At 70.8% G+C, this 14,087-nt stretch carries 13 protein-coding genes; 10 read left to right on the plus strand and 3 right to left on the minus strand.

Annotated features, from left to right (window positions below; all coding sequences use genetic code 11):
- Positions 1-41 precede the first annotated feature (41 nt).
- The 9 genes from rpe (at position 42) to CG723_RS34415 (ending at position 9,595) form a co-directional block, all read left to right on the plus strand.
- Positions 42-728, plus strand: a complete 687-nt coding sequence (gene rpe, locus CG723_RS34375; protein ID WP_100597433.1) for a ribulose-phosphate 3-epimerase — start codon at positions 42-44, stop codon at positions 726-728.
- 78 nt (positions 729-806) lie between these two features.
- Positions 807-1,850, plus strand: coding sequence for a sugar-binding transcriptional regulator (locus CG723_RS34380; protein ID WP_100597434.1), 1,044 nt, complete (start codon positions 807-809; stop codon positions 1,848-1,850).
- Positions 1,851-2,055: 205 nt separating this feature from the next.
- Positions 2,056-2,484 (plus strand): ribonuclease domain-containing protein, encoded by a 429-nt coding sequence (locus tag CG723_RS34385; protein ID WP_100597435.1) that lies wholly within the window; start codon positions 2,056-2,058, stop codon positions 2,482-2,484.
- Complete coding sequence (locus CG723_RS34390) at positions 2,481-2,840, plus strand: barstar family protein (protein ID WP_100597436.1); 360 nt, start codon at positions 2,481-2,483, stop codon at positions 2,838-2,840. The genes CG723_RS34385 and CG723_RS34390 overlap by 4 nt, the downstream gene beginning before the upstream one ends.
- A 109-nt stretch (positions 2,841-2,949) precedes the next feature.
- Complete coding sequence (locus CG723_RS34395) at positions 2,950-4,395, plus strand: GuaB1 family IMP dehydrogenase-related protein (protein ID WP_100597437.1); 1,446 nt, start codon at positions 2,950-2,952, stop codon at positions 4,393-4,395.
- A 313-nt stretch (positions 4,396-4,708) separates the two neighbouring features.
- Complete coding sequence (locus CG723_RS34400) at positions 4,709-6,181, plus strand: amino acid permease (RefSeq protein WP_100597438.1); 1,473 nt, start codon at positions 4,709-4,711, stop codon at positions 6,179-6,181.
- A gap of 10 nt (positions 6,182-6,191) precedes the next feature.
- Positions 6,192-6,644, plus strand: a complete 453-nt coding sequence (locus CG723_RS34405) for an Lrp/AsnC family transcriptional regulator (RefSeq protein ID WP_100597439.1) — start codon at positions 6,192-6,194, stop codon at positions 6,642-6,644.
- A gap of 390 nt (positions 6,645-7,034) precedes the next feature.
- A complete protein-coding gene (locus CG723_RS34410; RefSeq protein WP_199842008.1) occupies positions 7,035-7,832 on the plus strand; it encodes a carbon-nitrogen hydrolase family protein in 798 nt (265 codons plus the stop codon).
- Between the two features lie 59 nt (positions 7,833-7,891).
- Positions 7,892-9,595, plus strand: a complete 1,704-nt coding sequence (locus CG723_RS34415; protein WP_100597440.1) for a flavin monoamine oxidase family protein — start codon at positions 7,892-7,894, stop codon at positions 9,593-9,595.
- Positions 9,596-9,635: 40 nt separating this feature from the next.
- On the opposite strand, the gene CG723_RS34420 is transcribed toward CG723_RS34415, so the two are convergent.
- Positions 9,636-10,565 (minus strand): LLM class F420-dependent oxidoreductase, encoded by a 930-nt coding sequence (locus CG723_RS34420; RefSeq protein WP_100597441.1) that lies wholly within the window; start codon positions 10,563-10,565, stop codon positions 9,636-9,638.
- 104 nt (positions 10,566-10,669) lie between these two features.
- Positions 10,670-11,374 (minus strand): DUF5995 family protein, encoded by a 705-nt coding sequence (locus CG723_RS34425; protein ID WP_100597442.1) that lies wholly within the window; start codon positions 11,372-11,374, stop codon positions 10,670-10,672.
- Positions 11,375-11,553: 179 nt separating this feature from the next.
- Between CG723_RS34425 and CG723_RS34430 the strand changes: the two genes are divergently transcribed.
- Positions 11,554-12,672 (plus strand): glycoside hydrolase family 6 protein, encoded by a 1,119-nt coding sequence (locus CG723_RS34430; RefSeq protein ID WP_100597443.1) that lies wholly within the window; start codon positions 11,554-11,556, stop codon positions 12,670-12,672.
- Here the strand turns inward: CG723_RS34430 and CG723_RS34435 are convergent.
- Positions 12,654-14,060 carry a uracil-xanthine permease family protein gene (locus CG723_RS34435; protein ID WP_100597444.1) on the minus strand — a complete coding sequence of 469 codons (1,407 nt, stop codon included), beginning with the start codon at positions 14,058-14,060 and terminating at the stop codon, positions 12,654-12,656. The genes CG723_RS34430 and CG723_RS34435 overlap by 19 nt on opposite strands.
- Positions 14,061-14,087 lie beyond the last annotated feature (27 nt).

The raw sequence follows: 14,087 nt of genomic DNA on the forward strand, positions 1-14,087 counted from the left end.
CCGGGGGGAGCAACCGGCGCCGGGCATGGCAGTCTTGGGTCATGGCCGTGCAGATCAACCCCAGCATCCTGTCCGCGGACTTCGCCCGCCTCGCCGAGGAGGCAAAGGCCGTCGAGGGCGCCGACTGGCTCCATGTCGACGTCATGGACAACCACTTCGTCCCGAACCTGACCCTCGGGGTGCCGGTCGTGGAGTCCCTGGCGCGGGCCACGGACATCCCGCTGGACTGCCATCTGATGATCGAGGACGCCGACCGCTGGGCCCCGCAGTACGTCGAGGCCGGCGCCGGCTCCGTCACCTTCCACGCGGAGGCCGCGGCCGCCCCCATCCGGCTGGCCCGCGAGATCCGCGCCAAGGGCGCCCGCGCCTCCATGGCGCTCAAGCCGGCGACCCCCATCGAGCCGTACGAGGACCTGCTCCCCGAGCTGGACATGCTGCTGATCATGACCGTCGAGCCGGGCTTCGGCGGGCAGGCCTTCCTGGACCTCATGCTGCCGAAGATCCGCCGGACCCGGGAGCTGATCAGCAAGCACGGCCTCGAACTCTGGCTTCAGGTCGACGGCGGCGTCTCGGCCTCCACCATCGAGCGCTGTGCGGAGGCGGGCGCCGACGTCTTCGTCGCCGGCTCCGCCGTCTACGGCGCCGCCGACCCCGCCCAGGCGGTACGTGCATTGCGCACGCAGGCCGAGACGGTGTCGGCCGCCGCGGCCTGGGCATGCGGCCACTGAGCCACAGGAACGTGAACGCCGCCCATCAGGGCAGATCAAGCCCGCCACATCTGCAAGGATGAACGGCGAGTCCAGGTTGTGAACAGCAGTGAGGAGATCGCCGTGTCGGCACTGTCGCCGGGTCGCTCAGCGATGCGGATGGGACCCGCGGAGCTGGTGCAGGCGGCGGCCATGGCCCGCCGCTTCTATCTCGAGGGCAAATCCAAGATCCAGATCGCCGAGGAGTTCGGCGTGAGCCGCTTCAAGGTGGCCAGGGTCCTGGAGACCGCGCTCGAACGTGATCTCGTACGCATCGAGATCCGCGTACCGGCCGAGCTCGACGCGGAGCGCTCCGACGCGCTGCGCGCCCGCTACGGCCTGCGGCACGCCGTGGTGGTCGAGTCCCCGGCCGAGGCCGAGGAGTCGCCCGACCCCGAGAACCTCGGCGAGGTCGCGGCCGACCTCCTGGGCGAGCTGGTCTCCGAGGGCGACGTGCTCGGCCTTGCGTGGGGCCGGTCGACCATCCACATGGCGGCCGCGCTCGACCGGCTGCCGCCCTGTACGGTCGTGCAGCTCACGGGCGTGTACGACGCCGGGACCGCCGAGCGTGGCTCCGTCGAGGCCGTGCGGCGCGCCGCCCAGGTCTCCGGCGGCGAGGCCCACCCGATCTACGCCCCGATGCTGCTGCCCGACCCGGCCACCGCGGCCGCGCTGCGCGGCCAGACGGGCATCGCCCGCGCCTTCGAGTACTTCGACAAGGTCACGGTCGCCTGCGTCTCCATCGGCTCCTGGGAGCCGGGCATCTCCACCGTCCACGACATGCTCAGCGACGAGGAGCGGGCGCACTACGCCTCGCTCGGCGTCGCCGCCGAGATGTCCGCGCACCTCTTCGACGCCGAGGGCCGCCGCGTCGGCCGTGACCTGGGCGAGCGGTGCATCACGGTCGAGGCGGACCGCCTGCGGCGCATACCGGAGGTCGTCGCCATCGCGGGCGGCCAGCGCAAGGCTGCCGCGATCGACGCGGTGCTGAGGTCGGGGCTCGTCACCAGCCTGGTCACGGACACGGCCGCCGCGGACTTCCTCCTCACAGCGGGTCCCACGCCCAAGCCGGCGCTGAACCGGGCCGACCCGGACGGCGTCTAGGGCCTCTCGTTCGGATGATGCTGGGCTCGCGGGGTCTGGCACGCACGCCCCAAGCTCTCGGCTTCGCTCGAGCAAGGGGGACCCCATGACCCCGCTCCCTGATCCAGCCTGATCCAATTGAAAGACCGCAGGGTCCCAGTCCCGTCGCGCGCTGCTCACGTCGTGTACCGCGCTCACCGGAGGCGGCTGTGGCAGCATCGGCGGCATGCTGCCGCGGCTTCTCACCCGCCTCCCTGACCGCATCCCCGCTCTCCTCCTGGGGGCGCTGCTCGCCGCCCTCGCCCTGCTGGCCACCGGGTGCTCCGCACAGGACACCCGGGCCGTCCCGGACCGCTCCACACCCGCCTGGGCGCAGGGCATGGCCACGGTCCCCGAATCCCGGCTCCCCGCAGAGGCCCGTACGACCCTCGGCCTCATCGACAAGGGCGGGCCGTTCCCGTACGCCAAGGACGGTGCCGTCTTCGGGAACTTCGAGCGGGAGCTGCCCCGGCAGAGCCGCGGCTATTACCACGAGTACACCGTTCCCACCCCTGGCGAGCGGGACCGCGGCGCCCGGCGCATCGTCACGGGGCAGAGCCACGAGACGTACTACACCGATGACCACTACGAGTCGTTCAAGGCGGTGCTGAGATGACCGGAGGTCCTCCCGACAGGATCCGTGTCCTCGACCTCGAAGGCGTCAAGGACAAGGCCGGGTTCATGGACAGGTGCGTGCGCGACCTGGAGCTGCCGGACTGGTTCGGCCGCAACTGGGACGCTCTGTTCGACGTCCTGACCGATGTCTCCTTCTGGCCCGACGGCAGCGACCAGGCGCTGCTCCTGTCCGTCGTGGGCTGGCGGGCCTACGCCAGTGCCAGGCCCGAGGACTGGGAGACCGCGCTCGATGTGTTCACGGACGCGGTCGACCGCAGGCGTGGCCGGAATCCGAGGCTCGTGATCGCCCTGACCCTTGGAGGATCCGACCACGCCCCCTCCCGACCGCCTGTGTAATCGTCCGTGGGCATGTGGTAGCGGCGGCATGGGACACTGAAGTACGTGCTTTTCCCCCACGGGCTGACCTGCCCGGGGGCCACCTCTGATCGACTGGGATGAGCAGCACGTGCGTTTCCTCAACGACATCCAGCCTGCGTACGACCTGACCTACGACGACGTCTTCATGGTGCCGAGCCGCAGCGCCGTGGGCTCCCGTCAGGCGGTCGACCTCGCGTCCCCCGACGGCACCGGCACCACGATTCCGCTGGTCGTCGCCAACATGACCGCGATCGCCGGGCGCCGCATGGCCGAGACCGTCGCCCGCCGCGGGGGCCTCGTCGTCATCCCGCAGGACATTCCGATCGAGGTAGTCACCGAGGTCATCTCCTGGGTGAAGACCCGCCACCTGGTCCTCGACACCCCCATCGTCCTCGCCCCGCACCAGACCGTCGCCGACGCGCTCGCGCTGCTGCCCAAGCGCGCGCACAACGCCGGTGTCGTCGTGGACGAGGACCAGCGGCCCGTCGGCGTCGTCACGGACGCCGACCTGACCGGCGTCGACCGGTTCACGCAGCTGTCCGAGGTCATGTCCAAGGAGGACCTGCTCCTGCTCGACGCGGACATCGACCCGCGCGACGCCTTCAACAAGCTGGACCACGCCAACCGCCGCTACGCCCCCGCCGTGGGCGCCGACGGCCGCCTCGCGGGCATCCTGACCCGCACGGGGGCCCTGCGCGCGACGCTCTACACCCCGGCCACCGACGCGAACGGCAAGCTCCGCATCGCCGCCGCCGTCGGCATCAACGGCGATGTCGCGGGCAAGGCCAAGCTGCTCCTCGACGCCGGCGCGGACACCATCGTGGTCGACACCGCGCACGGCCACCAGGAGTCGATGATCTCCGCGATCAAGGCCGTCCGCGGCCTCGACCCGCAGGTGCCCATCGTCGCGGGCAACATCGTCGCCGCCGAGGGCGTCAAGGACCTCATCGAGGCCGGCGCCGACATCATCAAGGTCGGCGTGGGCCCCGGCGCCATGTGCACCACGCGCATGATGACCGGCGTCGGCCGGCCGCAGTTCTCCGCCGTCCTGGAGTGCGCCGCCGAGGCGAAGAAGTACGGCAAGCACGTGTGGGCCGACGGCGGCGTCCGTCACCCGCGCGACGTCGCCATGGCGCTCGCCGCCGGCGCCTCGAACGTCATGATCGGCTCCTGGTTCGCGAGCACGTACGAGTCCCCGGGCGACCTCCAGCACGACGCCCAGGGGCGCGCGTACAAGGAGTCCTTCGGCATGGCCTCGGCTCGCGCCGTCAGGAACCGGACCTCCGACGAGTCCGCGTACGACCGTGCCCGCAAGGCGCTGTTCGAGGAGGGCATCTCCACCTCGCGCATGTTCCTCGACCCGCAGCGTCCGGGCGTCGAGGACCTGATCGACTCGGTCATCGCGGGCGTCCGCTCCTCCTGCACCTACGCGGGTGCCAACTCCCTCGCGGAGTTCGAGGAGAAGGCCGTCGTCGGCATCCAGTCCGCCGCCGGTTACGCGGAGGGCAAGCCGCTGCACGCCAGCTGGAGCTAGTCGCTCCACTGCAGGACCCGGCCCCGCGCCCCCGTTTTCGAGGGCGCGGGGTTTCGCTTTTTCCGGAGAAGAACGCAACGGACGAAACGGACTGCGCAACGTTCGTCCACACCCGCGCGCACCACGCAACGTTCATGCGCGCATACGCAAGGTTGCTGCATTACAGCTGGGAAGAGAAACCCTTTAGAGTCAAGCGCTGTACGTGGCGTGGCGGGGACGGCCTGCTCGGCGGTTCCCCGGTCTGTGTGGGCTGCCGTTGCTTGTTGTTCCCGGTGCGCGCCCACCTGACCGGCAGCGATGAAGGAGCCAGCCCGTGCTCGACCACGGCGCACCACCGCGCACCCGAACAACCGAGACCCCCACCCCGGGCCTCGGCGCCAGGCTGATGCGGCGCAAGCCGGTGGAAGCCCTGGTCGCGGAGGGTGGCCAGGGCGAAGGCGGCAGTCTGCGCCGCTCGCTCGGCATGTGGCAGCTGACCATGATCAGCATCGGCGCCACGCTCGGCACCGGCATCTTCGTGGTGCTCGGCGAGGCCGTCCCGAAGGCGGGCCCCGCGGTCACCCTGTCGTTCGTGATCGCCGGTCTCACGGCCCTCTTCTCGGCGCTCTCGTACGCCGAACTGGCTGGGACCATACCGGTCGCGGGCTCCTCCTACTCGTATGCGTACGCAACGATGGGTGAGCTGATCGCCTGGATCTGCGGCTGGTGTCTGGTCCTCGAGTACGGCGTGTCGGTCGCGGCCGTCGCCGTCGGCTGGGGCGAGTACCTGAACGAGCTCCTGGACGGCACGATCGGCGTCACGATCCCCGACGCCCTGTCCGCGCCCCCTGGCGACGGCGGCATCTTCAACCTGCCGGCGCTGATCGTCGTACTCCTCGCGATGGCGTTCCTGCTCGGCGGCGCCCGTGAGTCCGCCCGCGCCAACACGATCATGGTCGCCGTCAAGATCGTGGCGCTGCTGCTGTTCTGCGCCATCGGCATCAAGGGCTTCCAGTCCGGCAACTACGAGCACTTCATGCCGCTCGGCATGGCCGGAGTGAGCGCGGCCGGTGCGACGCTCTTCTTCTCGTACATCGGCTTCGACGCCGCCTCCACGGCCGGCGAGGAGGCCAAGAACCCGCAGCGCGATCTGCCGCGCGCCATCATGCTCTCCCTCGTGATCGTCACCGCGCTGTACGTCCTCGTGGCCGCCGTCGCCGTCGGCGCGCGCCCCTGGAAGCAGTTCAACGACTCCGAGGCCGCCCTGGCCGGGATCATGAAGGACGTCACCGGGCAGTCGTTCTGGGCGACGCTGCTCGCCGCCGGTGCCGTCATCGCCATCGCGTCCGTCGTACTGACCGTGCTCTACGGCCAGACCCGCATCCTGTTCGCGATGTCCCGCGACGGCCTCGTGCCCAAGGTGTTCTCGAAGGTCCACCCGAAGACCGGGGCACCGCGCGCCAACACGGTGATCGTCTCGCTGTTCTGCGGTGTCCTCGCCGCCGCGATCCCGCTCGGCCAGCTCGCCGACGCGACCAGCATCGGCACGCTCTTCGCGTTCGCCCTGGTCAACATCGCGGTCGTGGTCCTGCGCCGCACACGGCCCGAAATGAAGCGCACCTTCCGCGTGCCGCTCTCGCCGATCCTGCCGGCGCTCGGCTTCGGGTTCTGCGTCTGGATGATGGGCAGCCTGTCCACCGTCACCTGGGTGGTCTTCGGCGTGTGGATGGCCGTCGGCCTCGTGTTCTACTTCCTTTACGGGGCCCGTCGCTCCCGACTCGCCTCCGCGCCTGCCCAAGAGAAGTGAACCACCTGCCTTGCTGAACGATCTCGACGAACGCATCGTGCACGCCCTCGCCGAGGACGCCCGCCGCTCCTACGCCGACATCGGCCAGCTCGTCGGCCTGTCCGCGCCCGCGGTCAAGCGGCGCGTGGACCGGCTGCGGGCCACCGGAGCCATCACGGGTTTCACGGTGAGGGTCGACCCGGCCGCGCTCGGCTGGGAGACCGAGGGGTTCATCGAGATGTACTGCCGCCGCAACACCTCGCCCGAGGCCATCAAGCGCGGCCTCGAGCGGTACCCCGAGGTCGCGTCCGCGTCCACCGTCACCGGTGACGCGGACGCCATCGTCCAGGTCTTCGCCTCGGACATGCGGCACTTCGAGCGGGTACTGGAACGCATCGCGGGGGAGCCGTTCGTGGAACGGACCAAGTCGGTGCTCGTCCTGTCGCCGCTGATGCGGCGCTACACGTCGGGCTCGCCCGCGTAACACCTCACTTCGTGGGGATGCACCGGGCGCCACGGCAGCAGCGTGAAGCGCCGGTGCCCTGCCTGACCGTCTCGAAGGTGCCGCCGAGCTGAGGCTCCGCGGCACCTTCGCCTTTTCCGTGTCGGGGCTGAGTCAGGCGCGGCCCAGGATCCCCACCCGGCACGTCGCGCCACGGTCGGCTTCCCACCCCGCCGTGCGGTGGAGGCCGCCCCCTACGGACCGCGACCGACGGCTCACCTGAACGCGCAACGAATCGCCGCCGTCTGCCCATCAGGCGCAACGGATCGTACGAGAAGACGCAACAGTCCCGTCTTGTCCCGCCGGTCCGGGGAAACGTACCGTCTTATCCGATCCCCCTCCCCCTTTCTTCGCACGCTCCCTAGGACGCCCATGCCGCCGCTGCGCACCGCCCTGCTCCAGAGCTCCGGCCGCCCCGGGTCCGTCGACGAGAACCTCAAGGTGCTCGATGACGCCGCCGGCCGCGCCGCCGCGACCGGAGCCCGGCTCCTGGCGGCCCCCGAGATGTTCCTGACCGGGTACGCGATCGGCGACGACGTGGCCCGCCTCGCCGAGCCCGCCGACGGGCCCTCCGCGCAGGCCATCGCCGGGATCGCGGCTCGGCACGGCGTCGCCGTGGCCTACGGCTACCCGGAGCGTGACGGGGAGCTGGTGTTCAACTCGGCCCAGCTGATCGCCCCCGACGGCACCCGCCTCGCGAACTACCGCAAGACCCACCTCTTCGGCTGCTTCGAGCGCGACTCGTTCACGCCCGGCGACCAGGCCGTCGTCCAGGCCGACCTCGACGGTGTCCGCATCGGCCTCATGATCTGTTACGACGTCGAGTTCCCGGAGAACGTGCGTGCCCACGCCCTCGCCGGCACCGACCTGCTCCTCGTACCGACGGCCCAGATGCACCCGTACCAGTTCGTCGCCGAGTCCGTCGTCCCCGTGCGGGCCTTCGAGAACCAGATGTACGTCGCGTACGTCAACCGGGTCGGCCAGGAAGGGGAGTTCGAGTTCGTCGGGCTCTCCACGCTCGCCGGCCCCGACGGTGTCGCCAGGGCGCGCGCCGGCCGCGGCGACGAGCTGATCTGTGCCGACGTGGACCCCGCCTTCCTGGCCGCGTCCCGCGACGCCAACCCGTACCTCAGCGACCGCCGCCCGGGCCTGTACACGCCGCTGATCTGAGCCCCGAGCCGCCGCCCCGAACCTTCAGTACCTCAGTTCCCGCAAGGAGTCCGTACCCCATGACGTCCACGGTGCCCAACGCCGTCCAGCACACCGACGCGCAGCCCCCCATCACGATGTTCGGGCCGGACTTCCCGTACGCGTACGACGACTTCCTCGCGCACCCCGCGGGCCTCGGCCAGATACCGGCGACCGAGCACGGCACCGAGGTAGCGGTCATCGGCGGCGGCCTCTCCGGCATCGTCGCCGCGTACGAGCTGATGAAGATGGGCCTCAAGCCCGTCGTGTACGAGGCGGACGAGATCGGCGGCCGGCTGCGCACCGTCGGCTTCGAGGGCACCCCCTCCGAGGCCGCCGGGCTGACCGCGGAGATGGGCGCGATGCGCTTCCCGCCGTCGTCGACCGCGCTCCAGCACTACATCGACCTGGTGGGCCTCGAGACGCGGCCCTTCCCCAACCCTCTCGCCCCCGAGACCCCGTCGACCGTCGTCGACCTCAAGGGCGAGTCCCACTACGCGAACACCGTCGACGATCTGCCGCAGGTCTACCGCGACGTCATGAACGCGTGGAACGCCTGCCTCGAAGAGGGCGCCGACTTCTCCGACATGAACCAGGCCATGCGGGAGCGCGACGTGCCGCGCATCCGCGAGATCTGGTCGAAGCTCGTCGACAAGCTCGACAACCAGACGTTCTACGGGTTCCTCTGCGACTCCGAGTCCTTCAAGTCCTTCCGGCACCGGGAGATCTTCGGGCAGGTCGGCTTCGGCACCGGTGGTTGGGACACCGACTTCCCGAACTCCATCCTGGAGATCCTGCGCGTCGTCTACACCGAGGCCGACGACCACCACCGCGGCATCGTCGGCGGTTCCCAGCAGCTCCCGCTGCGCCTGTGGGAGCGCGAGCCGGAGAAGATCGTCCACTGGGCGTACGGCACCTCGCTCGCCGAGCTGCACGACAGCCGGAAGCCGCGCCCGGCCGTGACCCGCCTGCACCGCACCGCGGGCAACCACATCACGGTCACCGACGCGTCGGGTGACATCCGCACCTACCAGGCGGCGATCTTCACCGCCCAGTCCTGGATGCTGCTGTCCAAGGTCGCGTGCGACGACTCGCTCTTCCCGATCGACCACTGGACGGCGATCGAGCGCACCCACTACATGGAGAGCTCGAAGCTCTTCGTCCCGGTCGACCGGCCGTTCTGGCTGGACAAGGACGAGGAGACCGGGCGGGACACGATGTCCATGACCCTCACCGACCGCATGACACGCGGCACCTACCTGCTCGACGACGGCCCGGACAAACCGGCCACCATCTGCCTGTCGTACACGTGGTGCGACGACAGCCTGAAGTGGCTGCCTCTGTCGGCGAACGAGCGCATGGAGGTCATGCTCAAGTCGCTCGGCGAGATCTATCCGAAGGTCGACATCAGGAAGCACATCATCGGCAACCCGGTGACCGTGTCCTGGGAGAACGAGCCCTACTTCATGGGCGCGTTCAAGGCGAACCTGCCGGGTCACTACCGCTACCAGCGGCGCCTGTTCACGCACTTCATGCAGGACCGCCTCCCCGGGGACAAGCGGGGCATCTTCCTCGCGGGCGACGACATCTCCTGGACGGCGGGCTGGGCCGAGGGAGCCGTGCAGACCGCGCTCAACGCCGTCTGGGGCGTGATGCACCAGCTCGGCGGCGCGACGGACGGCACGAACCCCGGCCCCGGCGACGTGTACGACGAGATCGCTCCGGTCGAGCTGCCCGAGGACTGACGGGCGTGCGGGCCCCGGCAGGAGCCGGGGCCCGCACCGCTCAGACCCCGGCCGCGCGTGCCGCCGTGAACACCTCGGCCGCGACATCCGTCAGCTCGTCGGCGTCGCGGACGAGGCCCTGGAGGTCGATCAGGATCTCCTCGAGGCCCACCGCGTTGTGCGCGGCCAGGTCCTCGACGATCTGCGCGACGCTGCCCTGGAACGGGCGGCGGTCGTCGCCCTTGTACTCGTCCCGCGTGTAGACCGTGTTCACCCGCAGCACGCTCTGGATGGGCTCCTTGCGGCCGCGCTCCTCGGCCAGTTCCTGCAGGTTCCGCCACTGCTCGGCGAGCTGCTCGGCGCCCGCGGCCCCCGGCATCCAGCCGTCCGCGCGGTCCACGAGCCGGCGCGCGGCCTTCGGGCTGTTCGCCGGCAGGAGCACCGGGATCGGCCCGGCGGGCTTCGGCCCCACCACGGACGGCGCGATCGTCGTGAACTCACCCTCGTAACTCACCGGGTCGGGGCCCCACACGGCCTCGAACACGTCGAGCAGCTCGTCCAGGACCTGGCCTCGCTTCTCGAACGGGGCCACGGAAGCGGCCGCGTACTCGTCGTGGGACCACCCCGTGCCGATGCCCGCGACGACGCGGCCACCGCTCGCCGCGTCCAACGAGGCCAGGGCGCGCGCCAGTTGGAACGGCACGTGCAGTGGGCCGACAAGCACGCTCGTGCCGAGCCTGGCCCGCTCGGTGACGGCGGCGGCCAGGGTGAGCGAGACCAGCGGGTCGGCGACCGAGCGGTACTGGTCCGGCCAGGGGAGGCCCGGAACCCCGTACAGGCCCTGGCGGGCGGGCTCGGGGAAGAGGATCCGCTCGAAGACCCACAGGCTCTCGTAGCCGATCTCCTCGGCGGCGCGTGCCACCGCCGGGATGTCGCGCCCGATGTCGTACTGCTTCATCTGGGGGAGGCTGAGGCCGAGTCGGGTCGCCATGCCGGTGCTCCTTCGCGTTCGCATCAGGGATCGCTTGCGTAACTCCTCGTCAACGTACAGCGATCACGTGGGAGTTCCGTGGCGAAGGCGGACGCGTGGCCGAATCAGTCCGGCAGGGGGGTGAGCATCATGCGGCCCACCAGGCCCACCGAGGTGTCGAGGCGCCGGACGAACTCCTCGGTGACGTCCGGGAATTCACGCAGCACCCACAGGGCGCGGGCCGCGGCCCAGGCGCCGTCCCTGGCGCGCTCCAGGGTCCAGGAGCCGAGCAGATGGGTGAGGGGATCGGCGATCTGGAGCAGATCGGGGCCCGGCATCAGATCTTCGCGGATGCGCTCCTCCAGCGAGACGAGGAGATCGCCCACGCGGTCGAACTCATTCTCCACGTCGGCCGGTTCGCAGCCGAGCGTACGGCAGGTGTCCACGACGGCGAGCGCAAGATCGTGGCCGATGTGCGCATTGATGCCCGCGAGCGCGAACTGCAGGGGGCGTACCCCGGGATGGCGCCGGTACTGGAGCAGCGGACGCCAGCAGGCGGGCGGACGGTGGTCCGGGGAGCGGGTTTCGACGGCCGCCAGATAGCGCCCGGCGAAGCGAACGTCCAGCGTGGCCGCGGCTTCGGTGTCGGCGAACCGGCCGCCGTCGATGTGCCGGTCGACCTCTTCCGTGACGGACAGATAGACCCGGTTGAAGACGGCCACACCGTCGCAGGCGGGCCAGGACGCGGCAAGCTCACGCATCCGGGCCACCACGGAGTCGACCCCGCGCGCGGCGGGCGTGCACTTCGCGAACCGTTCCAACTGCGCCATGGGGGCAGGTTCTCAAGCCTAGGCTGGCGCGCGCGCAGCCTGGCCGGGGGCTTCCCCAGAACGAGGGAACGGGCCGGGGTCTGTGCGTGGGGGAAGGGGAGAACAGCGTGTCAGGCTTACGTGCGCAGCGACTGGCCGAGCGTCGCGCCGAGCGCAGGGGCGCCGCCCGCAGGGGCGCCATGGCGGCGGCCGCGTCGGTGGTCGCCGCGGTCGGGGTGGTCACCGGGATGGTGTCGGCGCTCGACGGGTCCGAGGGCGGCGACGTGGCCCGGCCCCGCGCGACGCGGTCGCCCGACCTACTGCCGCTGCCGGCCGTGCCGAGCGCGACGTCTGCCTCGGCCTCGCCCAGCCCGTCGGCCGGCCCTTCGCGGACCGCGAGGAAGAGGCCGAAGCCCACTCCCAAGGCGTCCGACGGCCGGTCCGCGGCGCCCGCTTCCACTCGCTTGTACCGGCACACCGACTCCCAAGTGCTCGACTGGGTGAGGACCAATCGCTCGGACCCGCGGCGCGCCCTCATCGAGTCCCGGATCGCCGACCGGCCCGCCGCGGTCTGGTTCGCCGGCTTCACGCCCGGCACCATCACGTCCCGGGTGCGCGCGGTGACGTCCACGGCGGCGCGCGAGGGCCGGGTCCCGGTGCTCGTGCCGTACGCGATACCCGAGCGCGACTGCGGAGGCGCGTCGGAGGGCGGGGCGCCGGACATCGCCGCGTACGACAGCTGGACCCGGAAGTTCGCGGCGGGCCTCGGCTCCGGCGAGGTCGTCCTGATCCTCGAACCCGACGCGCTCTCCCAGACCGAGTGCCTCTCCGGCGGGCAGCTCGCCGACCGTTACGCGGCGCTGGCCCGCGCGGGCCGCGCCTTCAAGTCCGCGAACCCCAGGGCCCGGGTGTACTACGACGCCGGGCACTCCGACTGGAATCCCGCCGGTACTCAGGCGGCCCGGCTGCGTGCGGCGGGCGCCGCGTCGCCCGACTCGTCGGACGGCATTTTCACGAACGTCTCCAACTTCAACCGCACCCCCGCCGAAGTGGCCTACGCCCGCCGGGTCCTGGCGGCGATGGGCGGCCCGCCGTCCCTGGGCGCCGTGATCGACACCAGCCGCAACGGCAACGGCGCCCCGGCGAACGGCGCGTGGTGTGACCCCTCGGGCCGCAAACTGGGGCAGGCGCCGACCCTGCGCACCGGGGAGCGCGGGATCGACGCCTACTTGTGGGTGAAGCTGCCGGGGGAGTCGGACGGCTGCAAGGGCGAGCCGGGGTCGTTCGCCCCCGACTACGCCTACGACTTGGCGGACTGACCGCCGTCGTCCGAGGACGGCTCGTCGTACGTCGAGGTCCCCTCGTCGAGCAGCGGCTCCTGCGTCTTGAGGTGCGCGGGGGCCATGGCCCGCAATGCGTGGTAGCCGGTGATGACGACGATCGTGCCGAGGGCGATGCCGCTCAGCGAGAAGTTGTCGGTGAACTTCAGGGACACGTTGCCGATGCCGATGATGATGCCCGCGGCGGCCGGGACGAGGTTCAGCGGATTGCGCAGGTCGACCTTGGCGTTGATCCAGATCTGGGCGCCGAGCAGGCCGATCATGCCGTAGAGGATGACGGTGATGCCGCCGAGCACGCCGCCCGGAATGGCGGCCACGATCGCGCCGAACTTCGGGCACACGCCGAAGAGCAGGGCGAAGCCGGCGGCCGCCCAGTACGCGGCGGTCGAGTAGACGCGGGTCGCCGCCATCACGCCGATGTTCTCGGAGTACGTCGTGTTGGGCGGGCCGCCGACCGCGGTGGAGAGCATGGAGCCGACGCCGTCGGCGGAGATCGCGGTGCCGAGCTTGTCGTCGAGGTTGTCGCCGGTCATCTCGCCGACGGCCTTGACGTGTCCGGCGTTCTCGGCGATCAGCGCGATCACGACGGGCAGCGCGACGAGGATCGCCGACCACTGGAACGAGGGGGCGTGGAAGGAGGGCAGGCCGATCCAGTCGGCCTTGCCGACGGCGGACAGGTCCAGGCGCCAGTGGTCGACGGCCTCGGCGCCGCCGGAGACCGAGTGGATCCGGCCGAAGATCCGGTCGAACACCCAGGAGATGCCGTAGCCGAAGAGCAGCCCGAGGAAGATCGCGATGCGGGACCAGAAACCGCGCAGGCACACCACGGCCAAACCGGTGAACAGCATCACGAGGAGTGCGGTCCACTGGTCCTGCGGCCAGTACGTAGACGCCGTCACCGGCGCGAGGTTGAAGCCGATCAGCATGACGACGGCGCCGGTGACGATCGGCGGCATCGCGGCGTGGATGATCCGCGCGCCGAACTTCTGCACGGCGAGCCCCACCAGGAACAGAGCGGCGCCGACCACGAACACCGCTCCGGTCACCGTGGCGCTGGACCCGCCCTGCGCCCGGATCACGGCGGCGACGCCGACGAAGGAGAGCGAGCAGCCGAGATAGCTGGGCACACGGCCACGGGTGGCGAGCAGGAAGATCACGGTCGAGACGCCGGACATCATGATCGCGAGGTTCGGGTCGAGACCCATCAGGACGGGCGCCACGAAGGACGCGCCGAACATCGCGACGACGTGCTGGGCGCCGAGCCCGAGCGTGCGCGGCCAGGAGAGGCGCTCGTCCGGGCGCACGACGGCGCCCGGAGCCGGGGTGCGCCCGTCGCCGTGAAGTTTCCAGCGCACACCGAGGTCCATGTGAGTTCTGCTTTCTGTGGTGCTTTT

Origin of the sequence: Streptomyces sp. CB01635, assembly GCF_002803065.1 — a bacterium.
Taxonomy (GTDB): Bacteria; Actinomycetota; Actinomycetes; order Streptomycetales; family Streptomycetaceae; genus Streptomyces.